Here is a 24649-nt window from a genome sequence, read left to right on the forward strand (position 1 = left end):
TCACTGTACATTTTTTCTCGCGCCAAATCATCACAAAGAAAGGAGAACGGTTTGGAATTAAGAGGAATTGACTATCTCAGGAGAAAGTTGACTCTCTATCAGAGTAGAGTTAATCTGAGGTATAAGCATTATGCAATGCAATACCATGAATCACCGACAGGAATTACAATTCCTCCACATATCAGGGTGAAGTACCAAGCTGTTCTTGGTTGGGCTGCAAAGGGAGTTGATAGTCTTGCAGATCGTTTGATTTTCAGGGCATTTGCTAACGATGATTTTAATGTTACAGAAATCTTTAATCGGAACAATCCTGATATCTTCTTTGATAGTGCAATTTTAGCTGCGCTGATTGGTTCGTGTAGTTTCGTCTACATTTCGAAGGGTGAGGATGATGAGGTGAGGTTGCAAGTCATTGAATCAAGCAATGCAACTGGTGTCATTGATCCTATCACAGGGTTGCTTGTGGAAGGTTATGCGGTGTTGGCTCGGGATGATTACAATCGTCCGACACTTGAAGCCTACTTCGAGCCAAATGCTACTCATTTCATTCCAAAAGATGGTAGACCATACTCGGTTGTGAATGAAACTGGTATCCCTTTGTTGGTTCCAGTCATTCATCGTCCTGATGCTGTTCGTCCGTTTGGTCGATCTCGTATTACTAGGGCAGGGATGTATCATCAAAAATATGCGAAGCGTACTTTAGAGCGAGCTGACATCACTGCTGAATTCTATTCGTGGCCACAGAAATACATTCTTGGGCTTGATCCTGATGCGGAACCAATGGAAAAATGGAAAGCTACTGTATCAAGTTTGTTGACGATTTCTTCTAGTGACAAAGGAGAGAAGCCGAGCGTTGGCCAATTTACTACCGCTAGCATGTCACCTTTCACAGAACAGCTAAAAACGGCTGCTGCTGGATTTGCTGGGGAAATGGGCTTGACATTGGATGACCTTGGTTTCGCTTCAGATAATCCATCATCTGTTGAAGCTATCAAAGCTAGTCATGAGAATTTGCGTTTAGCTGGTCGGAAGGCTCAGCGATCGCTGGGAGCAGGTTTTCTAAATGTGGCTTATGTTGCAGCTTGTTTGCGTGATGAGTTTCGCTATACTAGAAGCCAATTCGTGAGAACCACTGTTAAGTGGGAACCATTGTTTGAAGCGGATGCGAATACAATGACCATGATTGGTGACGGTGTTGTGAAGTTGAATCAGGCATTACCTGGTTACATCAATGCGGAGACAATTCGAGACCTTACTGGTATTGCTGGAGACATGTCGGCTAAACCAGTGGTAAGCGAGGGCGGTTCAGATGGAGAATGATGTTTTACCTGGTATCTTGCAAGAGGTTCAGGATAGATTTGAACGAGATTTTGGTAAGAGCGAGATTGTCAGAAATGCTTTTGCTGCGTTAAAAGCAAAAAAAGCCACTTACAAAACTGCAAATGAGTTTGCGGTTGAAATTGGAGAGATTCTCTCTAAAGCTCTAGGAGCGTCTCTGAGCGCCGATAAATTACCAGACGGAAAAATGTATTACAATATCGCTCAGCGTTTGCTGACGGACGTGCTAGGACGAAATCACGAGCTTGTTAGTGGCTATGCTAGCGATGTTCAGAAAAATTTGAATGATGAAGCAAAAATCGGTCTCAAAGTGCAAGTTCCTGAGTTGAATCAGGATCGAATCGCTGGTATTGTCAATCGCTTTTCGTCTGAGGAGAATTTTGAGGATGTCAGTTGGTTGCTCGGTGAACCTATTGTGAATTTCACTCAGTCCATTATCGATGATACAATCAGGAAGAATGCGGAGTTTCATGCTAAAACTGGATTGGTACCGACGATCAGTAGACACTCTACTAGACGTTGTTGCAAATGGTGTGATAGCTTGGTAGGAAATTATATATACGGTGAAGAGCCAAATAATTTCTACAGAAGGCATCAGCATTGCACTTGTGTAATTGACTATCATCCTAAAAATGGTAAGGTTCAAAATTCTTGGACTAAAAAAATCAGAAATGAGAGTTCTGATGAATTAGAAAATCGCAAGAGAATGAATATTGATGTGCGTGATAATAATCGCAAAGCAGATATTCAGGAATACAAGAAAATGGTTGATGTTTTAGGAGTTCAAAATGCTCCTATTTCACTAGCAAAGTTTCAGGATTTGAAGTATAATGGTGGTGAGGGATATGAACACTTAAAAGATGTAGTTTATATCCAGGAAAACTTCAAAAATGGCACTTGGTTGGATAAAATCAATCCAGAGAAACAAGCTAAGCATATTCAGTCAACATCACTTTCTGGAAAGAGCTATTTTTATGATCATGTAGATGTAAATGCTTTGTACGATAAGTACAAGATGACTGGTTTTTTAGAAACTAGTAGAAAAGGCGCTAAAACCAGCAATGAAAAGGTTGATTTATTTGAAGATAGTCCGTTAGGAATTGATGTTTATACTGGTAAGCCAGTAAATGCTATGACAATCAAATATAGCAAAACTGGCGCACACTTAATACCGACATACTACGAAAGGGGAGACTGATGGAACTTAGAAAATTTAATAACAAGGTTGTCAGAATCACCGATATTGACAACCAGACCTTCGAAGGCCTCTGTCTTTATGAGGACAAGGATGTCTATGATGAAGAATATGATGGGTTGTCCGTTAAGTCAGGAACCCGGTGGACAAAACTCTTTGAGGACGAAATCAAGGAAGTTAAAATTATAGCATAAGCACGTTGACAGTGGTCAGGGTGCTTTTATTATGCTTTGGAAGGAGTAACGATGGAAAATACGATTGATTTTTCAGAGAAAAAGTCTAGTCTGGAGCGTGGTGCTTCCGTGAAAGAAATTTTGGAGGAAAATCTTGAGGCTAGTCATGACTATACTTCGGTATTGGTAGTTTCTTTGGATAAAGATGGTGAGATAAATCTTGGCTATAGCTGGGAGAGTAGTTTGCAGGCATTGGGAATGCTGGATGTTGCTAAAAATTATATTTTGAACGTGATCAATTAAATTATCCCAGCGATAGGGTTATCATGCGATGACGATTGAAAGGAAATTAGAATGGCTAGGAAGAAACTTGGCAATCAGAATCCTTCTCAATCGGTGATTTTAAAATACGTCAAGAAAAATTCAAAAGCTAAAGAAGCGATTGAACTTTACGAGCGGACTGGTCTTTCTTGCTATGCTTGGCAAAAGAATCTTTTGCTGCCTATGATGGCTGTTGACAAGAACGGTCTTTGGGTGCATCAGAAGTTTGGTTACTCTATTCCTCGTCGTAATGGGAAATCTGAAATCCTCTATATAGCTGAAATTTGGGGGCTACATGAAGGATTAAATATCCTGCACACGGCTCACAGGATTTCTACCTCTCATGCCTCTTTTGAAAAGGTCAAGCGATACCTTGAAAAGATGGGGTATGTGGATGGTGAGGATTTTAATTCTATTCGGGCGAAGGGGCAGGAGAGAATTGAACTTTATTCAACAGGAGGTGTTATCCAATTCCGTACTAGGACATCAAATGGTGGTCTTGGTGAAGGGTTTGACATGCTGATCATTGACGAGGCTCAAGAGTACACGACCGAGCAAGAATCTGCTTTGAAGTACACGGTTACGGACAGTGAAAATCCCATCACAATCATGTGTGGAACACCTCCGACACCAGTTTCAAGTGGTACGGTCTTTACTAAGTACCGTGAGATTTGTCTCTTTGGAAAAGGAAAGTATTCTGGCTGGGCTGAGTGGTCGGTTTCTGATGAAAAGGAGATTGACGATGTTGAATCCTGGTACAATTCAAATCCATCTATGGGTTACCATTTAAATGAGCGTAAGATTGAAGCAGAGCTTGGTGAGGATAAGTTAGACCATAATATCCAGCGTTTGGGATTCTGGCCAACTTACAACCAGAAATCTGCTATTTCTGAAACTGAGTGGAATGAGCTCAAGGTGGATGATGTACCAGAATTGTCTGGCAAGCTGTCTGTTGGTATCAAGTATGGCCAAGATGGAACGAATGTGGCATTGAGTATTGCTGCACGTACCAAGGATGGCCGTTTCTTTGTGGAAACAGTCGATTGTCAATCCGTTCGTAATGGGAATGAGTGGATGGTTGCTTTCTTGCGTCAATCCGACGTGGCTCAGATAGTCATCGATGGCGCAAGTGGTCAAAAGATCCTGGACGAAGAGTTGAAGGACTATAGAATCAAGAACGTGATTCTACCAACGGTGAAGGAAATCATCGTAGCCAATGCTCTTTGGGAACAGGGGATTTATCAGAAGACCATCTGTCACGCTGGACAACCATCATTGTCTAAAGTAGCCACTAACTGCGACAAGCGGAATATTGGGTCAAATGGTGGCTTTGGTTATCGATCGCACTTTGACGACATGGATATTTCTTTGATGGATAGTGCTTTGCTTGCGCACTGGGCTTGTGCTACTACTAAGCCTAAGAAAAAGCAAAAAATCAGTTATTAAAATAAGCGGTCTTGTGACTGCTTTTTTTGATGCCAAAATTACCGAACTGCCGGGGAAGCAGGAGAAAGGAGACATGAGAATGTCAGAATTTAAACCAATCACTACACAGGAAGAATTTGATGCTGCTATTAAGGCTCGCTTATCTCGAGAGAAAGAGAAATATGTCGACTATGACCAGCTAAAATCTCGTGTTGAAGAGTTGGAAAAAGAAAATGGTGGCTTGAAGTCAACGATCGAATCTACTAATCAAAGTAAGGCAGATGCTGACAAGCAACTTGAAGATTTGCAGAATCAAATCGCTGGTTATGAGACGGCTAGTCTGCGAACTCGGATTGCTTTGCAATATGGGTTGCCTTATGATCTTGCAGACCGTTTGCAGGGAACTGATGAAGATAGCTTCAAAGCAGATGCAGAGCGCTTGGCTGGATACATGAAATCTAAGGAATCAATCCCGCCACTAAAAACAAATGAGCCTAATTTAGGCGATGATAAACATTCGGGTTGGCTTGAACTGGCCCGTGAACTTGGAAAAGGAGAATAAAAATGGCAGCTCAAAAAACAGGAACACTATTTAAACCAGAATTGGTGACGGAAGTCATGTCTAAGGTACAGGGATATTCTGTATTGGCTAAACTATCCAATCAGACCCCGATCCCTTTCAATGGGACTGAACAATTTATCTTCAACCTAGAAGGCAATGCTCAAATCGTTGGCGAAGGTGAGCAAAAAGGAGCGGGGCAATCAAATCTCACGTCTGTGGTTATTAAACCTATGAAGTTTGTTTACCAGGCACGGATGACGGATGAATTTAAGTATGCGTCAGAAGAAAAACGTTTGAACATGCTGAAAGCGTATGCTGATGGCTTTGCCAAAAAAATTGCAGTCGCTGTTGATATTGCATCTCTCCATGGTTTGGAACCTAAGTCTATGACGGATGCGTCTTTTCGAGCGACTAACTCGTTTGACGGACAGATCACTGGGAATATCGTAACCTTTGACGCTGACAAGATTGATGATAATATCGATGCAGCTGTGCAAGCTGTTGTGGCTAAAGGAGGAGAAGTGACAGGGATTGCTATGTCACCGTTGGCTGGGCAGTCACTAGCTAAGCTTAAGGTGAATGGTGTGGTTCAATATCCAGAGTTTCGCTTTGGTCAGAATCCAGACTCATTCTACGGCATGAAGTCTGATATTAACAAGAATTTGGTTGTGACTGGCGGAACTGCCGAGAAAGATCATGTAATTGTAGGTGACTTCCAGAATAAATTTAAGTGGGGTTATGCTGAAAACATCCCTATGGAAATCATTGAATACGGTGATCCAGATGGAACTGGCCGAGACTTGAAAGCTTACAATGAAATCTGTTTGCGTACAGAAGCGTTTATTGGATGGGGAATCCTAGATACAGACGCTTTTGCTCGTGTCAAAGGCGAGTAAGGAGGTACTGGATGGCTTTATATCAAGATAAGGTCACTGGCGCAGTCATTTCGTCAGAGAGTGTACTCTCTGGCGACTGGGTACCTGCTGAGGAATTTAAGAAAGAATACTATTTGACTGTTCCAGAAATTAAGGCGAAACTTGATGAACTAGGTGTTGAGTATGATAGCAAGGCTAATAAATCTGCTTTGCTTGATTTACTAATCGCAAATGAAGGGTGATTGAGATGGAAAACTTTGCAACAGTAGAAGATTTGAAAAAATTGTGGCGAGCGTTGAAATTCGATGAGGAAAAACGAGCCGAGGCGCTGTTGGAAGTTGTTTCTCATTCTCTTCGCGTTGAAGCTAAAAAAGTTGGCAAGGATTTAGATGGGTTAGTGGCTACTGATCCATCTTTTGCTATGGTGGTCAAGTCCGTCACCGTTGATGTGGTAGCTCGCACGTTGATGACCTCAACTGATCAGGAACCAATGACTCAAATGGCTGAGTCCGCTTTAGGTTATTCCTTCAGTGGTTCTTATCTAGTTCCTGGCGGTGGTCTCTTTATCAAGGATTCAGAATTGAAACGTCTGGGTCTCAAAAAACAAAGATATGGGGTGATTGATATCTATGGGACGGATTAAAGGAATTACTGTAACTTTGATTGGGAAAACCAAGAATGGTAGGGATGACTTTGAGCATCCAATCTATGAGAATACTGAAATTCAAGTAGAAAATGTTCTGGTTGTCCCAGCTTCAACAGAAGACGTCACGAATCAGCTCAATTTGACTGGAAAGAAGGCAGCTTATACGCTGGGCATTCCAAAAGGCGATCAGAACGAGTGGAAAGACCGTGAGGTTCGTTTCTTTGGGCGCAAGTGGCGCACGATTGGCATTCCTTTGGAAGGCATTGAAGCAATGATGCCTTTGAAATGGAATAAGAAAGTGATGGTTGAAACGTATGAGTAATATGAAAGTCAAGCTTATTGGTGCAGGTGTAGGAGCTCTTTTGAAATCAAAAGAGGTTCAGGATATGCTGAATAAAGAAGCTACAGCCATTAAAAGAAGATGTGGCCTTGGTTATGAACAAGATAGCCATGTTGGTAAGACAAGGGTAAATGTGATGGTATATCCGAGGACCTATCAAGCCAAGAAAGATAATAAAAGAAATAATACTTTGTTGAAGGCGGTACATAAATGATTGAAATTATTATCAAGAAATATCTTGACGGTCATTTAGATGTACCGTCATTTTTTGAGCATGAAGCTGAAGCTCCCGATAGCTTTGTCATTATTCAAAAGACAGGTGGGAAGGAGCGTAATCACTCTGGTAGTGCGACCTTTGCTTTCCAAAGTTATGGCCCAACTATGCAGAAGGCTGCAGAGCTTAATGTGAAAGTGAAAAGTGCTGTGAAAGGGTTGATTGAATTAGATTCAATCTGTGGTGTCCACCTGAACAGTGATTACAACTTTACGGACACTGAGACAAAACAATATCGATATCAAGCTGTATTTGATATTAATTATTTTTAAAAAAGGAGAAAATAAATGGCAACAGAAGCAAATGTAACGACTGCAAAACCTAAAATCGGCGGTGCGGTTTTTTCCGCTCCGATTGGGACTCCATTGCCTACAGATGCAACAACAAAACTAGATGTTGCGTTTAAATCACTGGGATATATTTCAGAAGATGGTATGACTAATAGTAACTCCCCAGAATCTGAAAATATCAAAGCTTGGGGTGGTGTCGTTGTAAGTTCAGTTCAAAAGGAGAAGGTGGATACGTTCAAATATATGCTGATTGAGGCATTGAATGTGGATGTTTTGAAAGAAGTTTATGGCTCAGATAATGTTTCTGGGGATTTGTCCACAGGGATTAAGATTAAGGCAAATTCAAAAGAATTGCCACATCACTGCCTCGTAATCGAAACAGTTTTGAAAGGTGGTGTGCTGAAACGTATTGTTATCCCTTCAGGAAAGGTAACTGCCATCGATGAAATCACTTATAACGATGGAAGTGTTCTCGGATATGGTACGACAGTCACTGCCTTCCCTAACGCTGCTGACGACACACACTATGAATACATCAAAGGAGCTTAATCATGTCAAGACGAAATCATAAGAAAAAAAATAACGGAGCAATCCCACAGATTAAAACAATCCGTGGAGTGACTTCAACCGGATTTGCTTTTGAAATCACAAAAGAGCGCTTGGAAAACTATGAGTTGCTCGAAGCCATCGCTGAAGTAGATACAAATCCGGCAGTTTTACCAAAAGTGGTCAAACTTATGCTTGGCGACAAATCAGAAGATTTGAAAAATCATGTGCGGACTGCGGATGGCATTGTTCCTTTGGACAAAATGGGAGCAGAAATTAGTGAGATCTTTTCAAGTCAGAATCAGTTAAAAAAATAGCGCTCCTTGCTAGAATGATTCAAACAGACGAAGACGCTCTTATCTGTGATTTAGCTGAAACCTATGGAATTTTTGACTACAGACAGTTACCTGCTGACCAGGTAGCTGTTTTTGCTTTTGGTTTGAGAGATGATTCACGGATCAAACTAGCAATGACCAATAGCAAAGTTCCTTTTGAAACCTTTTTGCTTGCGGGCATGCTGGATAGGCTTTCTGCTCTTGTGTGGTTTAAAACAACAGACGGTCAGAAAGGAATCAACAAACCATTAATGGTTGCAGAGGAGCTGGCAGGTAAAACTAAAGCTAAAGAAAGTAAGGAGATGATCTTTGATTCTGGTGAGGACTTTGAAGAATATCGTCAGAAAATTTTAGAAAAAATAGGAGGTGAGGATTAGTGGCTACAGAAATAGCACAGGCTTATGTACAATTGATACCATCAGCTAGAGGCATTACTGGTAAAATCCAATCAATCCTCAATCCTGAAGCGAGCGCAGCAGGGCAAAGCGCCGGACAGTCATTGGGTTCTAGCCTTGTTAGCGTTATGACGAAAGTTATTGCAGCGGCAGGGATTGGCAAGGCCTTTTCAGCTGCTATCAGTGAAGGTGCAGCGCTTCAGCAATCACTTGGAGGTATCGAAACTCTATTCAAAGGTTCTGCTGACAAGGTGAAGGGATATGCTAATGAGGCCTACAAAACAACAGGTTTGTCAGCTAATGCCTACATGGAAAATGTGACAGGTTTCTCAGCTAGTCTCTTGCAATCTCTTGGTGGTGACACTAATAAAGCTGCTGAAACAGCAAACATGGCTATGATTGATATGTCAGATAATGCTAATAAGATGGGAACATCTATGGAAAGCATCCAGCTGGCTTATCAAGGTTTTGCTAAGCAAAATTATACGATGCTTGATAACCTTAAATTGGGTTATGGTGGTACAAAACAAGAAATGCAACGTCTCTTGGCGGATGCTGAAAAATTGACAGGTGTTAAATACGACATCAATAATCTATCAGACGTTTATAGCGCCATCCATGCTATCCAAGAAAATCTAGACATCACTGGCACAACTGCTAAAGAGGCAGCATCTACTTTTAGTGGTTCTTTTGAATCTATGAAAGCAGCTGCTCAGAATGTACTTGGGAAGTTAGCGCTAGGGGAGAATATCCTACCTTCTCTGCATGCTTTGCTTAAAACAACATCTACCTTTCTTTTTGATAATTTTTTACCAATGGTTGGAAATATTTTTTCTGGCCTTGGCTTAGTTTTGACTGAAGGAATTAGTCAGATTGCATCTCAGCTTTTTGGGGATGCCTTTGGAAGTGCAGTCTATAGTCAACTGTCGAGAGTAACAGGTGTCTTTCAAACCTTCTTTGATATGATCTTTGGTTCATTGAGCAAGCAAGATAACATTGATATCCTGACCATGCTTGGATTTAGCGAGGGTGCTGCTAATCAAATTGTCAACATCGCAGACAATATCCGAGTAACTTTTGAGAATATCGGGGTTGTTGCTGGTAATGTTGCAAGTATTGTTGTTGATTTCGTTGGAGATCTGTTAGGGATTAAAGACGGAGAGCAGGGAGTGAACCTGTTAGGTTTTGCATTTGAAGGGATCTCAGGCTTTATCAGAGAAGCCTCTGAAAGTCTTAGCAAATTTACATCTTGGTTAAAAGATTCGCCTCTTGCGTTAGATGCTTTAAAATTGGCTGTTGTTAGCATTACGAGTGCATGGGCGGGCTATAAAGCTGTTTTAACGCTAACAAAAGGAATTGAAACAATCAGGAATGCAACTCTGGCTATTACGAATGGTCTTATGCTGGCTCAGTTCGTAAGAACCGGTGCACTCACTACCGCAGAAGCGGCGAATGCGGCTGCTACTATGGGAGCAAGTGGAGCGTTCGGTATTTTTAATGCTGTGCTGTCTGCCAATCCAATTGGGTTAATTGTAGCAGCAGTGGCAGCATTGACCGCTGGTCTTGTATGGTTCTTCACACAAACAGAAACTGGTCAGCAAATTTGGTCATCTTTTGTGGATTGGATCAAGCAGGCTTGGCAGGGGATTGCTGATTTCTTTGTTGGTATTTGGTCTGGTATCTCTGAAGGTGCTAGCACTTTGTGGGATGGAGTTGTTACAACCTGGAATGCTTACATTGAGTCTTTGAAGACGATGTGGAATGCTGTTGTAACATTCTTTTCTGACTTGTGGGTAAGGATTCAAGAGGCAGCATCTATTGCATGGACAGCTATCACAACGGTAGTGATGGCTATTGTTCAACCGTTCATAGATGGATTTATGAATATTTGGAACAATATTTCAGATGGTCTTACCCAAATTTGGGAAGGAATTAAGATGATATTCCAAGGTGCTTGGGAAATCATTAAATCAATTTTCTTGGGTGCTCTTTTGGTCATTATCGACCTTGTGACAGGGAATTTTAACCAGCTGGGAGCTGATCTTTCTCTAATTTGGGAAGGCATTCAAAATGGCATTTCTCTGATATGGGAGGGCATTAAAACATATTTCTCTGGAGTCGTAGATGTCATCGTAGGTTATGGTATTGCTGTTTTTGAAAATTTTTCTGCTGTTCTTAGTGCAATTTGGGAGGCTATCAAAACAGCTGCATTTGTTTCCTGGGACTGGATAAAAACCACTGTATTAAATTTGGTTTCAGGCTTAGTTCAGGGTGCGCAGAATATCTGGGATAGCTTTATGAACTTCCTATCTAGCTTGTGGGAAGGTATCAAGTCAACGGCAAGTAATGCTTGGAGTTCTCTAGTATCTAGCGTTCTAAGCATTATCAATAGTCTTGTATCTGGCGCGCAAAATGCCTGGAACAGCATGTCTAATGCGGTATCTAGTCTTGTAAGTAATGTCACTGGTTTTTTCAATCAATTGTGGAATATTGATCTGTATGGTGCAGGCCAGGCAATCTTACAAGGTTTCTTGAATGGTTTGCAGTCTATGTGGTCTTCTGTAACTGACTTCGTCGGTGGTATCGCTGGTTGGATCCGTGACCATAAAGGACCTATTGAGTATGACCGTAAGCTTTTGATTCCAGCAGGTAATGCAATTATGGGAAGTTTAGACAATGGATTAAAAGATGGGTTTAAAGACGTCAAGAAAACGGTCGGAGGTATGGCTGGTGAGATTTCGGATGTATTTTCAGGAGACAGTCTGGATCTGAACTCATCTGCGTCCGTGACCAAAAGTCTTGAGGCACAGTTGGCTATGCCGTCGTCTCAATTTGAAGCGCATGAAAATAAAACCGTGTCTGAGATAGCGATTCTGAGAGCAAGTATGGAGAGAATCCTTACTGCTATCCTTGAAAAATCGTCAGACGTTTATCTGGATAATGACATTATCTCAATCAAAACCTATGAACAACACGGTGCTATTTATGCGAGGGGAGGAATTTAATGGATTATATGATCATCAACGGTTTTAATACATCAAGCCTTCCTGGTTGTGTTGTGACCGATTTTGGGAAGGTGGAGGCTGCTAAGCCAAAAGGAGAGAAGGCAACTCTTTATGGAGTCAATGGTAGTTACCGTGTGTTAGACGGTTCTTTCGACAGTTACGAAAGGACCTTCACTCTCCACGTTAAAAAAATGGTTGAGATTTCAAGTATTCTTGATAAGTTTCAATCGAATGATAACGTTTTGGAATTTAGCTATCAGCTTGGCTCATTGTTTTATGCTAACTTTGTGACTGCTAGTTTTGAGCCTTTTGGAAATCATGCTTGGAAGTTAGAAATCAAGTTAGAAATGCAACCGTTCCGATACCAAAAAAATATAGATCCTGTGGTTCTTACGGCATCTGGTACAGTCAATAATCTTGGGACGATTTATTCGGAACCAATCATTGAGGTTGAGGGAGATGGTGATATCTCCCTTACTATTGGCCGTAAGACCATGTATCTTGCTATTAAGACCAAGGCTACGATTGATTGTAGACAGGGCAAGCAGAATATCTACAACGCTACTGGCGCGGTGCAAAACACACTTCGGAAGCGTGGAGGGTTCCTTGAAATCCCGACTGGTAAGGTTGGTGTTTCGTTTACTGGAACCGTCCGTAAGATTACTATTCGACCAAATTGGAGGTATAAGATTTGATTTATTTAACAAATGGGAATATGCCTCTGAATGCTGCTTATGCTGATGAAATTGTTCAAGAGGACAACAGCACCTATCAATTGAGCTTTCGATTTCCGACATCCGATCCATTGTGGGAGAAGTTGAAGGAAGAGACATTCCTAACGGCTGACGATCTTCACGGTGAGCAGGATTTCGTCATCTTTGAGGTCGAGAAGAAGAATGGCTATATTCAAGTCTATGCCAACCAAGCATTCACTCTATTGAATAACTATGTGGTCAATCCTATTTCTTTGGATAGACAGACTGGTTCGACTGCCTTGAGTCGCTTCGCTGGAAGTATCACTCGTGACAATCCGTTCTCGTTCTTCTCGGATATTGAAGATAGACATACTTTCAATGTTGGCTCTAAGAATGCTATGGAGGCATTTGCGAAAGATAAGCATTCCATTCTTGGCCAATGGGGTGGTGACCTTGTGCGCCACGGCTACCAGGTTCGCTTGTTAAAAAATGGCGGTTCAGAAAATGAATCGCTTTTTATGTACAAGAAAAACCTGTCTAGCTATCAGCACAAGACGTCTACTAAGTCTTTAAAAACTCGAATTACTTTCATCGCGACTGTAAAAGGTGAGGGAGAAAAGGCTCCTGATCGCAAGGTTTCTGTAGTTGTCGATAGCCCACTCATTAACAAGTACAGTCAAATCTACGAAGATGTGATTGAGGTTAATGACCAGGATGTGAAGGATGAAGCGAGTCTTCGCAAGTATGGTGAGCAGTATTACAGAACATCGCTCTGCGACATGATGGAAGATAGCCTTGAAATTGAGGTTGTCGGACAGAGCGATGTGCCTGTTCAGATGTTTGATATTGTGAGTATCTTCCATGAGCGTTACAACCTTGATGTGCGTAAGAAGATTACTAAGTATACTTACTCACCGATGGCTAAGAAGCTGAAATCTATCGGCTTCGGTCAGTTCCAGTCCGGACTTGCGAATGCGATTGGCAACGCAGTGAGTGATGCAGTCAAAGGCGAAGCTCAACAACTTCAAGGCAATTTTGAACGGCAGTTAGCAAGAGAACTCAAGAATGCTAACCTTGCTTTTGACAGGCGAAAAGAGGAGTTAGTCAACCAGTTTACGGATGATGTGAATGCTATCAAGGCCAAAGCTGAAGAAGTTAAAAGAGAACTCTCTGATACTATCAATCAGCGCTTCGACAGCTTTGATAATGGTCCTCTACAAGAAACCAAGCGGAGGGCTGAAGAAGCCTTGCGAAACGCTGGCGCAAGTAGTCTCCTTGCTCAGGAAGCCAAGCGCATTGGGTTGGATTCCATCGCTAAACTTGAAGCGTTTAAGACACAGGCTACGAGCGCTCAAACGGCTCTATCGGGTGATTTGGATGTTCTGAAACGAACCATCGCAAACGATATTCGACCGAAGCAAGCGAATGTTGAGACCGAGATTGCCAAGCAAGTTGAAGCACTTGTTCAGACAAAAAAAGAACTGGCTGGTGTGAAGTCAGCGCAAGCTACCTATGAAGAGTCTACGATTCGTAGGCTGGCAGAGCTGACTAACTTAGCCAATGATAAGGCAAGTAAGTCAGAACTCACACAGACGGCTGAGGAGCTGACTAGTAAGATAGCGAGTGTTAAAGTTGGTGGACGAAACTTATTAAGAGGTTCGAAAGGGCCTTTTCTTCCAGATCGGAAGCCAGCTAATTTTGATAACGCCATTCTGTATGTAGGACAGACGTCTATCTACATGGAGCAAGGACAGGAATACATTATTTCTGCTAAAACAGACGGGACCTTTACAGCTCATCACGACGGGAATAAGGAATCCGATAACGTAGTCCTTTGGATTATGGACAAGGATGTCAGAAATTATCAAATTGTATCGGACCTCAAGACAGGTACCACAGGAACGAAAATCACTTGGAATAAGCCGGCAGGGATTTATCATCTACGCGTTAACGCTTATCACAAAGAAGCAACCAAGAGCGTCTGGGATGTGAAGATTGAGAAAGGCAATGTTGCGACAGACTGGAGTCCAGCTCTCGAAGATATAGAAGGTCAGATTTCGACAGTTGAATCCAACTTCAGACAGCGTGCAGATTCACTAGATGCTGGTGTGAGCCGTCTAACTGAAGGTCTCAGAACCAAAGCGGATATCAGCTCACTCAACGTGACTGCTGATAATATCCGGCAATCTGTGAAGAGTTTGGAAACAAGCACGCAGAACAAGCTAAATCAGATGTTGAGCATGGCCGAATTTGAGGTGCGGGCTGGATCTATCCAACAAGAAATCATGAACGTAGCTAAGGATAAAGCAGATAAGACTCTGGTTACAGCTGAAGCCGGGAAATTGCGAGAAGAATTTTCAAACTTACGGGTTGGTGGAACTAACTTGTTGAAAGGCTCAAAAGGACCTTTTCTTCCAGATCGGAAGCCAGCTAATTTTGATAACGCTATTCTGTATGCAGGAAATACGTCTATTTACATGGAACAGGGGCAGGAATATATTGTTTCTGCTAAAACAGACGGGACCTTTACAGCTCATCACGACGGGAATAAGGAGTCTGATAATGTAGTTCTTTGGATTATGGACAAGGATGTCAGAAATTATCAAATTGTATCGGATCTTAAGACAGGTACAACAGGAACAAAAATCATTTGGAATAAGCCAACAGGGATTTATCATCTACGCGTTAATACTTACCACAAGAACGCTGTCAAAAGCGTTTGGGACGTGAAGGTTGAGAAAGGCACTCTAGCTACCGATTGGAGTCCAGCTCCTGAAGACACTGACGGTCTCATCACTGAAGCTAAAGCTACTTTTGAGCGGACAGCTCAGGGGTTGCGAACTGACTTATCAGCTATTCAGGAATATGTCAATAAAGAGGACCAGCGACAAGAAGCATTGAGAAGATACACTCGAGAAGAGAGCGCTAAGCAAGCGACTTCTGTCCGTGAGCTGGTCACAAGGGACTACGTTGGTAAATCGGCTTATCAGGAGGATGTAAGAGGTATTGAGCGTAGGCTTGAAGCTATTACCAACCCACAAAATGGCTCGATTGCTATTCAGATTGCCAAATACAAAACAGCAGTAGATGGCAGATTTGCAGATATCACTTCATTGATTGCTGGTAAGGCTAATCAGACGGACTTTCAGCGTGTGAAGGAAACCAGTCAGCTTTACGAGCGGATATTGGGCAATACTGAAAATGGAATTGCGGATAAAGTCGCTCGTATGGCTATGACCAATCAGCTGTTCCAGGTTGAAGTATCTAAGAATGAAGGGCTTAAAACTGTTCAAAGACAGTTGGCTGGTTCGTGGGCGGTTCAAAATATCAACTCTGCTGGAGATATCATCTCTGGAATCAATCTTGGTGCTAACGGTCATAATCGATTCGTTGGTAAGTTGACTCATATCACTGGGGAAACCTTGATTGATAAAGCAGTTATCAAGTCGGCTATGGTTGACAAGCTGAAAACAGCCAATTTTGAAGCAGGATCAGTGACCACTGTTATCTTAGATGCTGAAGCGGTCACAGCTGAGAAGCTGAAAGTTGACCAGGCCTTCTTTAACAAACTTGTCGCAAACGAAGCTTACTTGAGTCAACTATTTGCCAAGCAAGCATTTATCAACCGAGTTCAGAGTGTTGCAATCGATGCAAGTCAGGTTCGGTCAGGTATTTTAAGCGGTGACCGAATCTATGGTGGAACGATTCGAGGGGCCAACATCTATGGAGGAACCCTAATTGGTCACACTCAAATTCAGTTAGGGACATACGGTTCTTTTGATACGGTGAACGGAGGTATTCAAATTAATGTGCCTCGTACTGTTAATGCCAAAGATGGCTTGGGAGTTCAATTTATCGGCTCTTACGGTCGTGGAGAAAATGTCCCTTACGGTCTTTTTATCTACAAAGATGCAGATTTTACAGTAGGTGGGACTGCAGAAACAAGTGATGATTTTCTTTTAACGGTTGAAGGCTACATCAATGCGAAGGGGATTGGCTGGTTAAAGACAGGGAAAGGCAGTGTCAATGGTAAAACAACAGGTACTATTGGACTCTGGAACTCAGACAATGTATCTTTGAGCTTTGGTGGATCAGGGAATGATATCTACTATAGTTACAATGGCACAGCATACAGCCTATGGTCAGTAGTCAATCAGCATTTCTCAGACAGACGTCTGAAGGACAATATTGTTGCTTGCGAGCACAAGGCTCTTGATTATATCCAGCAATTCCGATTCAAGGAATACGATTGGAGAAAGCAAGAGGATAGACCACAACAAGCACACACGAAGATTGGATTGATCGCTCAAGAGGTTCAAGCAGTGGATCCTACACTTGTTTACGAAAACGGCGACACGCTGAACTTGGATAATCTCAGATTGACCAATATCGCACTTAAAGCAATTCAGGAGCTTGCTCTTGAAAATCAAAAACTTACACACAGATTGGAGAACTTAGAAAATGAATACAGAACAGCTTAACCGCGCACTTCGGATGACAATCAACGACTTATCCGATACATCAAACGGTACAATGGTTGCAAATAATCTCTTGAGCATTCAGCTGGAAGAACAATTGGCTGAAAATCAAAGACTTCAAGCACGAGTGGATGAGCTGGAAGCTCTGCTTGATGAACAAACTAAACCAGCCGACAAAGGAGAATAGACATGGCAATCAATGGTTACAACTTATCAACAAAACCGTACTTAAGAATTTCTGGGTCCAATGTTGAGACCGTGGTAGAAATTCAATTATCAGAAGGAAACCGCTATAGCACTAACTCACGATCATTCCCTGGAGACCGTACAAATGAATCAGAAGATGTCTTGATTCAAGCGGTACTGGATGTTCTCAAGTCTGAATTGGACCCAAGCTCTGCAATTGTGCAGGCGCAGAATAAGCTTGAACAAGCTGAGCAACAGATTGCTCAAAACAAGAACGAGCAGGACAGACTTTCTGCTCTTGCAAATAAAATCGACAAAGTAGTGCGTGTCATGGCTCAAGATTCTATCATGGGAGAAAAAATCGCCTACGGTACAACCTACAAGGAACTTGTCGAACTCTTCCCACTTGTTGAGGAAGGCAAGGTCTATCAACCGGGTGATATGTTTGTGATTGAAGATCCTGAACACGTTGAATTGAATGGCGAAGGCAAGCATGTCTTGATTCAGACAAATCAGGTTTTTACTTACAAAGGCGAATCTATCAAGCAACTTGAAGGTGGACCATCTCAAAATGGTTTACTTGCCGTTTGGAAATGGGATGGAACAAAAAACGAAAATGATCTTGAAACCACTCGAGTTCCTGCACAGTAGATTGGAAGTGGTCTGATTGGAATTACTAGCATTTTTGGACAAATTGAGTCCGATTCTAATCGTGATTATTCCTAGCTATTTCTCTTTTAAAAGCACGCAGAATACAAAAGAGACTGACAAGCAAATCAGTCTCTTATCTGACAAAATTAGCGCTATTGAAAAGACAGTCTCAAACGTTGAGAACATTGGCAAAGATAATAGCAAAGGATTGAGTGTTATTGGAAAAGGTCTTCAAAGATTACAGCGTTTTCGATTGCAAGAAAACCTAAAAAAAGCAATTAGACGAGGCAATACCAATCAGCATGAGATTGAGGAATTGTCTCGTCTTTATGAAAGTTATGTCGAGCTTGGTGGCAATGGAGCCATCAAGGTACTTTATGAAAAATTTCTAGCATTGGAAATTGTGGAGGAAAATATAAATGCAACAGATTAGTGAAATCATCACGAATGGAGCCATCAGCATCCTAGTCATTTTGGCAGGGGTGGCAGTTAAAGCAGTCAAGGACTACCTTGTCAAAAAAGGTGGAGAGAAAACCATCAAAATTGTCGAAATCTTGGCTAAGAACGCAGTCAACGCCGTTGAGCAAGTCGCCTCTGAAACTGGCTATAAAGGCGAAGAGAAGCTGGAACAAGCACGAACTAAGATTCGTGCAGAGCTCAGTAAATACAACATCAGCATGACTGACCGCGACCTTGATACATTTGTTGAGTCAGCGGTTAAAGAAATGAACGATGCTTGGAGAGGGGAATAGAAATGGTCGAAATCATTAATAATACAATTTTCAATGGAATTGCAGGTTCTCGTCCAACCGAAAAACCAAAATACTACATCATGCACAATGATGCGGGTTCTATGAGTGCTGAAAGCTATGTGAATTGGTTGCAATCTCGATACGATAACGGCCAATCTGAACTTGGTTTTGCTCATTACTACATCACTCGTGATGCAATCGCTCGCGTTGAAGATACCTACAATGGTACCTGGAGCGCTGCGAACTATGATGCTAACATGAACTCTCTTAGCTACGAAGTATGTCAGCAGTACAACTCAACAGATGCCGAGTTTATCGAAAATGAAAACATGGTATTGCGCCAAATGGCCGAAGACATGACTTACTATGGTGATACTCCGAACTATTCAAATATCAAGTTTCACAATGAATTTTCTAGCACATCATGCCCTGCTCGTTCCCTTGAATTACACGGCGGATACAATGACAGCCTGCGTGACTATGTGATTGCTAAAATCAAGCATTATCAATCCCTTGGCTCGACTGTCCAAGAAATGCTTGATAATGAGGGTAATCAAGAAGGTTGGAAGAGAAATTCGACTGGTTGGTGGTATGTCAATGCAGATGGTTCTTATCCAACAAACAAATGGCAGAAGATCAACAATGTCTGGTATTACTTTGATAGCAATGGCTACATGAAGGCTAATTCTTGGCACAAGCATTCAGACGGGTACTGGTATTACTTGCTCCCTAATGGCGCAATGGCCGCAGGCTGGGCGTTTATTGCTAACAAGTGGTACTACTTCAAAGAAGATGGTAAGATGGCCACTGGTTGGGTCAAGTACAAGGAGCACTTGTACTATCTTGATTACCAAAAAGGAGAGATGGTATCGAATGCATTTGTAAAATCAGCAGACGGCTCTGGTTGGTACTATCTCAAATCAGACGGAACAATGGCAGACAAACCAGAATTCACAGTTGAGCCTGATGGCTTGATCACTACGAAATAATTAAAAAAATAAAATGAAAGGAAAACTTTCCTAAAACGTGTATCTACCGCAGGCTCATGCTTGCGGTTTTTTTGTTTGGTCTGAAAAGGTTGGATTTAAAATCCAAGCTATTTCTCTGAAAGTAGAAAAAAACAGTGAAATTACTCACTGATCCTTTTGTAAACTATTAGAATTAAATTGCAACCTTCTCAACTATACGGGCAAACATGGTGTGAAAATGAATACGAAGATGAATACGATTTAAAAAAATGACGGTAATCAATGGAAATGATTTTGAATAAAAATAAGCAAAAACTCAACTATCGATAAGCAACGGAAATCAATTGTAAACACCAAATTCTTATACCATAGTTCGTGACAGTTCCTGTTTTTTTTGATAGAATCATACAGTATGCCCTTGGGCACAAAGTAAGAACTGGGACTGTCTTTCCCAGCTTCGGAGGTAAAAAATGTCAGATTCACCAATCAAATATCGTTTGATTAAAAAAGAAAAACACACGGGAGCTCGTCTGGGTGAGATTATCACGCCACACGGAACCTTCCCAACTCCTATGTTTATGCCAGTTGGGACTCAAGCAACGGTCAAAACCCAATCGCCAGAAGAATTGAAAGAGATGGGGTCAGGGATTATTCTCTCTAATACCTATCACTTGTGGCTACGTCCTGGAGATGAACTCATTGCTCGAGCAGGTGGGCTTCATAAGTTCATGAACTGGGATCAGCCTATCTTGACAGATAGTGGTGGTTTCCAAGTCTATTCCCTAGCGGATAGCCGAAATATTACTGAAGAAGGGGTGACCTTCAAGAACCACCTCAATGGTTCCAAGATGTTCCTTTCACCTGAAAAAGCCATCTCTATCCAGAACAACCTAGGCTCAGATATCATGATGTCCTTTGATGAATGTCCTCAATTTTATCAACCTTATGATTATGTGAAAAAATCAATCGAACGTACCAGCCGTTGGGCTGAACGTGGGTTAAAGGCTCATCGTCGTCCCCAGGACCAAGGTTTGTTTGGGATTGTACAAGGTGCAGGATTTGAAGATCTTCGTCGTCAATCAGCTCAGGACCTTGTCAGCATGGACTTCCCAGGATACTCTATCGGTGGCTTAGCGGTTGGAGAGACTCACGAAGAGATGAACGCAGTTTTGGACTTCACCACTCAACTCCTTCCTGAAAACAAACCTCGCTACTTGATGGGAGTGGGAGCGCCAGATAGCTTGATTGATGGGGTTATTCGTGGGGTCGATATGTTTGACTGTGTTTTACCGACTCGTATCGCTCGTAACGGTACTTGTATGACTAGCCAAGGACGTTTGGTTGTCAAGAATGCCCAGTTTGCGGAGGACTTTACACCACTTGATCCTGAGTGCGATTGCTACACATGTAAGAACTATACACGTGCTTATCTTCGTCACTTGCTCAAGGCCGATGAAACCTTTGGTATTCGCTTGACCAGTTACCATAATCTCTACTTCTTGCTCAATCTCATGAAGCAGGTTCGTCAGGCTATTATGGATGACAATCTCTTGGAATTTCGTGAGCATTTTGTTGAAAAATATGGCTACAATAAATCAGGTCGTAATTTCTAAGTTTAGTAGACTAAAGCTGAAATCCTAAGTTTTCTCTTAGGATTTTTCTTCTTTTTTTGATAAAATAAAGGTAGTATGGAATGAACGTTAGATGGTTTTTTTACTACTCTAATGAACGGAGAATAAACTCGTATGCGTATAAAATGGTTTTCCTTGATTAGGATTACAGGCTTACTCTTGGTACTCTTGTACCATTTTTTTCAGACGGTTTTTCCAGGAGGTTTCTTTGGGGTTGACGTCTTTTTCACCTTTTCGGGCTTTCTCATCACGTCACTCTTGTTGGAAGAGTATGGTCAAAAGGGGCAAATTGATCTTTTAGGATTTTTTAGGAGACGTTTTTATAGGATTTTCCCTCCAGTCGTCTTGATGATACTTGTTACAATGCCTTTCACCTTCTTGGTTCGGCAAGATTATGTAGCAGGTATAGGTAGTCAGATTGCTGGTGTCCTTGGTTTTATGACCAATTTCTATGAGATGCTAACGGGTGGGAGTTATGAATCTCAGTTTATCCCTCATCTGTTTGTCCACAATTGGAGTCTCGCAGTTGAAGTTCATTACTATATTTTGTGGGGCTTGGCAGTTTGGTTCCTGTCTAAGCGGGCAAAATCATCGGGTCAATTAAGAGGGACAGTATTTCTCCTATCATCAGCTACCTTTATCATCAGTTTCCTTTCAATGTTTATTGGTAGCTTTATCGTTAGCTCTTACTCGACGGTTTACTTTTCAAGTTTTACCCACGTCTATCCTTTCTTTCTAGGTAGTGTCTTGGCCACTTTGGTAGGTGTTCGTCAAACGACTACTCTGGTTAAGCGTCTAAATAATACCTGGGACTTGAAACAGACCTTGTTAGTCTTTGGTGCAGGTTTGGGAGTCTTGCTTCTACTGACCTTCTTCGTGAAATTCAATTATCTCTTTGCCTACTTGCTTGGCTTCTTGTTAGCAAGTTTAGCTGCTCTTTTGATGATCGTTGCAGCACGACTTTTGCATGAGAAAACTCCGACGATTGAAGAACCAAAGGTAATTAGTTTCTTAGCTGACACCAGCTATGCCGTTTATCTTTTCCACTGGCCGTTTTATATCATTTTCTCTCAGTTGATGAGCAATCTACCAGCAGTGATTCTCACCACTATCTTCTCTTATCTCTTTGCAAGCCTTTCTTTCTATGTGATTGAACCTTTCATTGCAGGGAAGAACAGTAGCTTATTGCAAAAGGTAAAAGAAATTCCGCATATTCAACCAATCTTTGCGGGTAGCGTCGGTTTCCTTAGCTTGCTGACACTGATTGTGATGTTTATTGCTCCCCAAGTCGGTGCTTTTGAAACGGATTTGATGGTAAATGGCCTTAATCAAGCTCAAACCAATATCACCCGTACAAAAACCATGGCGGATCAAGCAGAAGCTCGTCGCTACAATATTGCCGAAGGTGTATCCATCATTGGAGATTCTGTAACCTTGCGTGCAACACCTGGACTTAAAGAGGTTCTACCAGATGCTCAGACAGATGGTCAAGTAAGCAGAAATACCAAGCAAGCCAATGCTATTATGCTCAACCACAGTCAGAATAAAGTCCTCCCTAAAATAGTCGTTATTGCTACTGGAGTGAATAATCCTGAGGATTATAAGGCTGATATCGATTCTTTGATAACAAATCTACCTAAGGGCCATCAGCTTGTACTTGTGACACCTTATGAAGGGGACAAAACTCAAGCAACTCAGCCTTATGTAGAACAGTATGCTAGCTATGTGCGTGAAGTAGCTCAAAAGTATCCTTACATTGAGGTTGCAGACTGGAATCAGGTAGCTAAAGATCATCCAGACATCTGGAAAGGAACGGACCAGGTTCACTTTGGAAGTGATAATACCAAATTAGAAGAGGGTGCTAAGCTCTACGCAGAAACGATAGCATCAGCTATCAAGGCCTTGGCAGATAAGCCCGTGAAGTCAAAATAATACCTAAAAAGAGAGTGGGACAGAAATCGGTAATTCGTTAGAATTCGATTTCGTCGTCCCACCTCCGCACAGTTGAGTAGGGCTGTAAAAGCTGATGAAATCAGCGAAGTAGAGCCCACTCAACCACTGCGTCTTGCTCGACAATCCAAAGACAATTGAGAGGCTAGGACTTTTGTCCCAGCCTCTTTTTCTTTTTATGGTGCGTTTCTTGGAAGATAAAGAATAATTCCTTTAGACTATATCGAGGTCTTCAGCTTATCGGTTTATCTATCATATCAGCAATCTTAAAGCAGTGCTTTGACCAATCCATGATCTAGTCTTAGTCTGTTCTTTGAGTTTCATGGCAAATTAAGTCTTGATTGGGAAAAACTTGCCAAATTGTCAGAATTATGAGAAAATAGGTGCAGTTTACAAATGGAGGGAATGCAATGAGAGAAGATATCAAAATCAATGATCGTGCTTTAGCATTAGGGGATCAAATCATTGACAAGCTAGAAAAAGTTTACGATACAGATGTGGAACTAGATGTCTATAATCTTGGCTTGATTTACGAGATTCATTTGGACGAGGCTGGTCTTTGTACAATTGTCATGACCTTCACCGATACTGCCTGTGACTGTGCAGAAAGTTTACCCATCGAAATCGTGGCAGGCTTGAAACAGATAGAGGGAATTGAGGATGTCAGGGTTGAAGTTACTTGGTCACCTGCCTGGAAGATTACACGAATCAGTCGCTATGGCCGCATAGCACTTGGACTACCACCTCGCTAAAATACAAGAGCTCTCTGCTAATGAACAGAGAGCTGTTTTGTTATTAGATTCCTCTAACTGCGAAATAGTGTCCGCTTGGATTTGCAAAGTTAAAGTGAGGAAAAGGTTGGGTATTGATCGGACTTGTGGTTTCCGTTACTGCAGCTAGGCGTTCGTGAAGGGCGTGAAGGTCCGCTGACTCAAAGAGTAGGCTAGGTTTCATATCGATCACCTCTGGCGAAACCTGACGAATAAAGTCTTTGGCGTAGACAGTAAAAGTCAGTGTACTGTCCGTGTGAGTTTTCATTTCAAAAGTTTCAAAACCCATAATTTCAGATTGATTATAGTGAAATGAAATAGAATCTGAACAAATTTACCAGAGTAGTTAAGTCAATTTCTAGCATTTTTTAGAATTCACAGTGTACTGTTTTGTATTTGATCTACTATAAATTTAAAATTGAAAAAATGTTTATATAGTGGATTGAAATAAGATATGAATAGAGAAATTAGGAAAGTCAAACTAATTTCTAGAAATATTTTTAGCAGTTGTAGTGTACTCTTCTAGATTCAATCTACTATAAAAACTTCAAAACCGATAGCAGACCAAAAGTCTCTCTCGGCTGCTACATCATCTACGTAGAGCATAATTCCTGTATTTTGTGAAAACATTGTTTCTCCTTCATAATCATAGTTAGAGCAATTATCTTATCACATTTCACGAGATAACACAAAGGATTAGAAAAAGCAGTCATTTAGCGACCAATGTCATTAAGTTAAGAAATTCAAATACAATTCTGTATTTGGGTTTCTTTTTTTATGTGCTAAACTGATAGTTAAGGAGGTACTTCCCATGATAAAACAGATAAAAGCCCACTTGAATAAGAGTA

At 41.5% G+C, this 24649-nt stretch carries 27 protein-coding genes; 26 read left to right on the plus strand and 1 reads right to left on the minus strand.

Annotated features, from left to right (window positions below):
* The first annotated feature begins 51 nt into the window (after nt 1-51).
* The 26 genes from QM374_RS05650 (at nt 52) to QM374_RS05775 (ending at nt 23783) form a co-directional block, all read left to right on the plus strand.
* Nucleotides 52-1320 carry a hypothetical protein gene (locus QM374_RS05650; RefSeq protein WP_414311134.1) on the plus strand — a complete coding sequence of 423 codons (1269 nt, stop codon included), beginning with the start codon at nt 52-54 and terminating at the stop codon, nt 1318-1320.
* Nucleotides 1310-2536, plus strand: coding sequence for a polymorphic toxin type 50 domain-containing protein (locus QM374_RS05655; protein ID WP_414311135.1), 1227 nt, complete (start codon nt 1310-1312; stop codon nt 2534-2536). The genes QM374_RS05650 and QM374_RS05655 overlap by 11 nt, the downstream gene beginning before the upstream one ends.
* Complete coding sequence (locus QM374_RS05660) at nt 2536-2727, plus strand: hypothetical protein (RefSeq protein WP_049529799.1); 192 nt, start codon at nt 2536-2538, stop codon at nt 2725-2727. The genes QM374_RS05655 and QM374_RS05660 overlap by 1 nt, the downstream gene beginning before the upstream one ends.
* 51 nt (nt 2728-2778) lie before the next feature.
* Nucleotides 2779-3009 (plus strand): hypothetical protein, encoded by a 231-nt coding sequence (locus tag QM374_RS05665; RefSeq protein ID WP_414311136.1) that lies wholly within the window; start codon nt 2779-2781, stop codon nt 3007-3009.
* A gap of 51 nt (nt 3010-3060) precedes the next feature.
* Nucleotides 3061-4473, plus strand: coding sequence for a terminase (locus tag QM374_RS05670; RefSeq protein ID WP_414311137.1), 1413 nt, complete (start codon nt 3061-3063; stop codon nt 4471-4473).
* 79 nt (nt 4474-4552) lie between these two features.
* Nucleotides 4553-5014 carry a DUF4355 domain-containing protein gene (locus QM374_RS05675; protein WP_414311138.1) on the plus strand — a complete coding sequence of 154 codons (462 nt, stop codon included), beginning with the start codon at nt 4553-4555 and terminating at the stop codon, nt 5012-5014.
* A gap of 2 nt (nt 5015-5016) precedes the next feature.
* Entirely contained in the window at nt 5017-5910 is an 894-nt protein-coding gene (locus QM374_RS05680; RefSeq protein WP_414311139.1) for a phage major capsid protein, read from the plus strand.
* Between the two features lie 11 nt (nt 5911-5921).
* Nucleotides 5922-6131, plus strand: coding sequence for a HeH/LEM domain-containing protein (locus tag QM374_RS05685; RefSeq protein ID WP_414311140.1), 210 nt, complete (start codon nt 5922-5924; stop codon nt 6129-6131).
* Nucleotides 6132-6136: 5 nt separating this feature from the next.
* Nucleotides 6137-6532, plus strand: coding sequence for a phage Gp19/Gp15/Gp42 family protein (locus QM374_RS05690; RefSeq protein WP_371642647.1), 396 nt, complete (start codon nt 6137-6139; stop codon nt 6530-6532).
* A complete protein-coding gene (locus QM374_RS05695; protein ID WP_414311141.1) occupies nt 6519-6857 on the plus strand; it encodes a hypothetical protein in 339 nt (112 codons plus the stop codon). Before QM374_RS05690 ends, QM374_RS05695 begins: the two co-directional genes overlap by 14 nt.
* Nucleotides 6850-7089: a hypothetical protein gene (locus tag QM374_RS05700; protein ID WP_414311142.1), complete on the plus strand. Its 240-nt coding sequence runs from the start codon at nt 6850-6852 to the stop codon at nt 7087-7089. Before QM374_RS05695 ends, QM374_RS05700 begins: the two co-directional genes overlap by 8 nt.
* Nucleotides 7086-7421: a hypothetical protein gene (locus QM374_RS05705; RefSeq protein ID WP_061418860.1), complete on the plus strand. Its 336-nt coding sequence runs from the start codon at nt 7086-7088 to the stop codon at nt 7419-7421. Before QM374_RS05700 ends, QM374_RS05705 begins: the two co-directional genes overlap by 4 nt.
* A gap of 15 nt (nt 7422-7436) precedes the next feature.
* Nucleotides 7437-7988: a hypothetical protein gene (locus QM374_RS05710; RefSeq protein ID WP_049529789.1), complete on the plus strand. Its 552-nt coding sequence runs from the start codon at nt 7437-7439 to the stop codon at nt 7986-7988.
* A 2-nt stretch (nt 7989-7990) separates the two neighbouring features.
* A complete protein-coding gene (locus tag QM374_RS05715; RefSeq protein WP_414311143.1) occupies nt 7991-8302 on the plus strand; it encodes a hypothetical protein in 312 nt (103 codons plus the stop codon).
* Between the two features lie 14 nt (nt 8303-8316).
* Entirely contained in the window at nt 8317-8697 is a 381-nt protein-coding gene (locus QM374_RS05720) for a DUF5361 domain-containing protein (RefSeq protein ID WP_414311144.1), read from the plus strand.
* On the plus strand, nt 8697-11720 hold the full coding sequence (locus QM374_RS05725) for a phage tail protein (RefSeq protein WP_414311145.1): 3024 nt from the start codon (nt 8697-8699) through the stop codon (nt 11718-11720). Before QM374_RS05720 ends, QM374_RS05725 begins: the two co-directional genes overlap by 1 nt.
* Nucleotides 11720-12415: a phage tail protein gene (locus QM374_RS05730; RefSeq protein WP_414311146.1), complete on the plus strand. Its 696-nt coding sequence runs from the start codon at nt 11720-11722 to the stop codon at nt 12413-12415. Before QM374_RS05725 ends, QM374_RS05730 begins: the two co-directional genes overlap by 1 nt.
* Nucleotides 12412-16896: a phage tail spike protein gene (locus QM374_RS05735; RefSeq protein ID WP_414311147.1), complete on the plus strand. Its 4485-nt coding sequence runs from the start codon at nt 12412-12414 to the stop codon at nt 16894-16896. Before QM374_RS05730 ends, QM374_RS05735 begins: the two co-directional genes overlap by 4 nt.
* Nucleotides 16877-17080 (plus strand): hypothetical protein, encoded by a 204-nt coding sequence (locus QM374_RS05740; protein WP_414311148.1) that lies wholly within the window; start codon nt 16877-16879, stop codon nt 17078-17080. The genes QM374_RS05735 and QM374_RS05740 overlap by 20 nt, the downstream gene beginning before the upstream one ends.
* 2 nt (nt 17081-17082) lie before the next feature.
* Nucleotides 17083-17730, plus strand: coding sequence for a hypothetical protein (locus QM374_RS05745; RefSeq protein WP_414311149.1), 648 nt, complete (start codon nt 17083-17085; stop codon nt 17728-17730).
* Between the two features lie 16 nt (nt 17731-17746).
* A complete protein-coding gene (locus QM374_RS05750; protein WP_261028463.1) occupies nt 17747-18163 on the plus strand; it encodes a hypothetical protein in 417 nt (138 codons plus the stop codon).
* Nucleotides 18150-18482, plus strand: a complete 333-nt coding sequence (locus QM374_RS05755; protein ID WP_414311150.1) for a phage holin — start codon at nt 18150-18152, stop codon at nt 18480-18482. The genes QM374_RS05750 and QM374_RS05755 overlap by 14 nt, the downstream gene beginning before the upstream one ends.
* A 2-nt stretch (nt 18483-18484) precedes the next feature.
* On the plus strand, nt 18485-19471 hold the full coding sequence (locus QM374_RS05760) for an N-acetylmuramoyl-L-alanine amidase (protein ID WP_414311151.1): 987 nt from the start codon (nt 18485-18487) through the stop codon (nt 19469-19471).
* A 449-nt stretch (nt 19472-19920) separates the two neighbouring features.
* Complete coding sequence (tgt, locus tag QM374_RS05765; protein WP_414311152.1) at nt 19921-21063, plus strand: tRNA guanosine(34) transglycosylase Tgt; 1143 nt, start codon at nt 19921-19923, stop codon at nt 21061-21063.
* A 132-nt stretch (nt 21064-21195) separates the two neighbouring features.
* A complete protein-coding gene (locus QM374_RS05770) occupies nt 21196-23013 on the plus strand; it encodes an acyltransferase family protein (protein WP_414311153.1) in 1818 nt (605 codons plus the stop codon).
* Between the two features lie 428 nt (nt 23014-23441).
* Nucleotides 23442-23783, plus strand: coding sequence for a metal-sulfur cluster assembly factor (locus tag QM374_RS05775; RefSeq protein ID WP_153225650.1), 342 nt, complete (start codon nt 23442-23444; stop codon nt 23781-23783).
* Between the two features lie 43 nt (nt 23784-23826).
* Here the strand turns inward: QM374_RS05775 and QM374_RS05780 are convergent, their stop codons facing one another.
* Nucleotides 23827-24069, minus strand: a complete 243-nt coding sequence (locus QM374_RS05780; protein ID WP_414311154.1) for a hypothetical protein — start codon at nt 24067-24069, stop codon at nt 23827-23829.
* Nucleotides 24070-24649: the final 580 nt, after the last annotated feature.

The organism is Streptococcus infantis (genome assembly GCF_047465525.1).
Lineage (GTDB): Bacteria > Bacillota > Bacilli > Lactobacillales > Streptococcaceae > Streptococcus > Streptococcus infantis_R.

Excerpts from the sequence above, each read along its gene's own strand:
- QM374_RS05655 (WP_414311135.1), top strand. The coding sequence starts at position 1,310 with ATGGAGAATGATGTTTTACCTGGTATCTTGCAAGAGGTTCAGGATAGA.
- QM374_RS05660 (WP_049529799.1), top strand. The coding sequence starts at position 2,536 with ATGGAACTTAGAAAATTTAATAACAAGGTTGTCAGAATCACCGATATT.
- QM374_RS05665 (WP_414311136.1), top strand. The coding sequence starts at position 2,779 with ATGGAAAATACGATTGATTTTTCAGAGAAAAAGTCTAGTCTGGAGCGT.
- QM374_RS05670 (WP_414311137.1), top strand. The coding sequence starts at position 3,061 with ATGGCTAGGAAGAAACTTGGCAATCAGAATCCTTCTCAATCGGTGATT.
- QM374_RS05675 (WP_414311138.1), top strand. The coding sequence starts at position 4,553 with ATGTCAGAATTTAAACCAATCACTACACAGGAAGAATTTGATGCTGCT.
- QM374_RS05680 (WP_414311139.1), top strand. The coding sequence starts at position 5,017 with ATGGCAGCTCAAAAAACAGGAACACTATTTAAACCAGAATTGGTGACG.
- QM374_RS05685 (WP_414311140.1), top strand. The coding sequence starts at position 5,922 with ATGGCTTTATATCAAGATAAGGTCACTGGCGCAGTCATTTCGTCAGAG.
- QM374_RS05690 (WP_371642647.1), top strand. The coding sequence starts at position 6,137 with ATGGAAAACTTTGCAACAGTAGAAGATTTGAAAAAATTGTGGCGAGCG.
- QM374_RS05695 (WP_414311141.1), top strand. The coding sequence starts at position 6,519 with ATGGGACGGATTAAAGGAATTACTGTAACTTTGATTGGGAAAACCAAG.
- QM374_RS05700 (WP_414311142.1), top strand. The coding sequence starts at position 6,850 with ATGAGTAATATGAAAGTCAAGCTTATTGGTGCAGGTGTAGGAGCTCTT.
- QM374_RS05705 (WP_061418860.1), top strand. The coding sequence starts at position 7,086 with ATGATTGAAATTATTATCAAGAAATATCTTGACGGTCATTTAGATGTA.
- QM374_RS05710 (WP_049529789.1), top strand. The coding sequence starts at position 7,437 with ATGGCAACAGAAGCAAATGTAACGACTGCAAAACCTAAAATCGGCGGT.
- QM374_RS05715 (WP_414311143.1), top strand. The coding sequence starts at position 7,991 with ATGTCAAGACGAAATCATAAGAAAAAAAATAACGGAGCAATCCCACAG.
- QM374_RS05720 (WP_414311144.1), top strand. The coding sequence starts at position 8,317 with ATGATTCAAACAGACGAAGACGCTCTTATCTGTGATTTAGCTGAAACC.
- QM374_RS05730 (WP_414311146.1), top strand. The coding sequence starts at position 11,720 with ATGGATTATATGATCATCAACGGTTTTAATACATCAAGCCTTCCTGGT.
- QM374_RS05740 (WP_414311148.1), top strand. The coding sequence starts at position 16,877 with ATGAATACAGAACAGCTTAACCGCGCACTTCGGATGACAATCAACGAC.
- QM374_RS05745 (WP_414311149.1), top strand. The coding sequence starts at position 17,083 with ATGGCAATCAATGGTTACAACTTATCAACAAAACCGTACTTAAGAATT.
- QM374_RS05755 (WP_414311150.1), top strand. The coding sequence starts at position 18,150 with ATGCAACAGATTAGTGAAATCATCACGAATGGAGCCATCAGCATCCTA.
- QM374_RS05760 (WP_414311151.1), top strand. The coding sequence starts at position 18,485 with ATGGTCGAAATCATTAATAATACAATTTTCAATGGAATTGCAGGTTCT.
- tgt (WP_414311152.1), top strand. The coding sequence starts at position 19,921 with ATGTCAGATTCACCAATCAAATATCGTTTGATTAAAAAAGAAAAACAC.
- QM374_RS05770 (WP_414311153.1), top strand. The coding sequence starts at position 21,196 with ATGCGTATAAAATGGTTTTCCTTGATTAGGATTACAGGCTTACTCTTG.
- QM374_RS05775 (WP_153225650.1), top strand. The coding sequence starts at position 23,442 with ATGAGAGAAGATATCAAAATCAATGATCGTGCTTTAGCATTAGGGGAT.
- QM374_RS05780 (WP_414311154.1), bottom strand. The coding sequence starts at position 24,069 with ATGAAAACTCACACGGACAGTACACTGACTTTTACTGTCTACGCCAAA.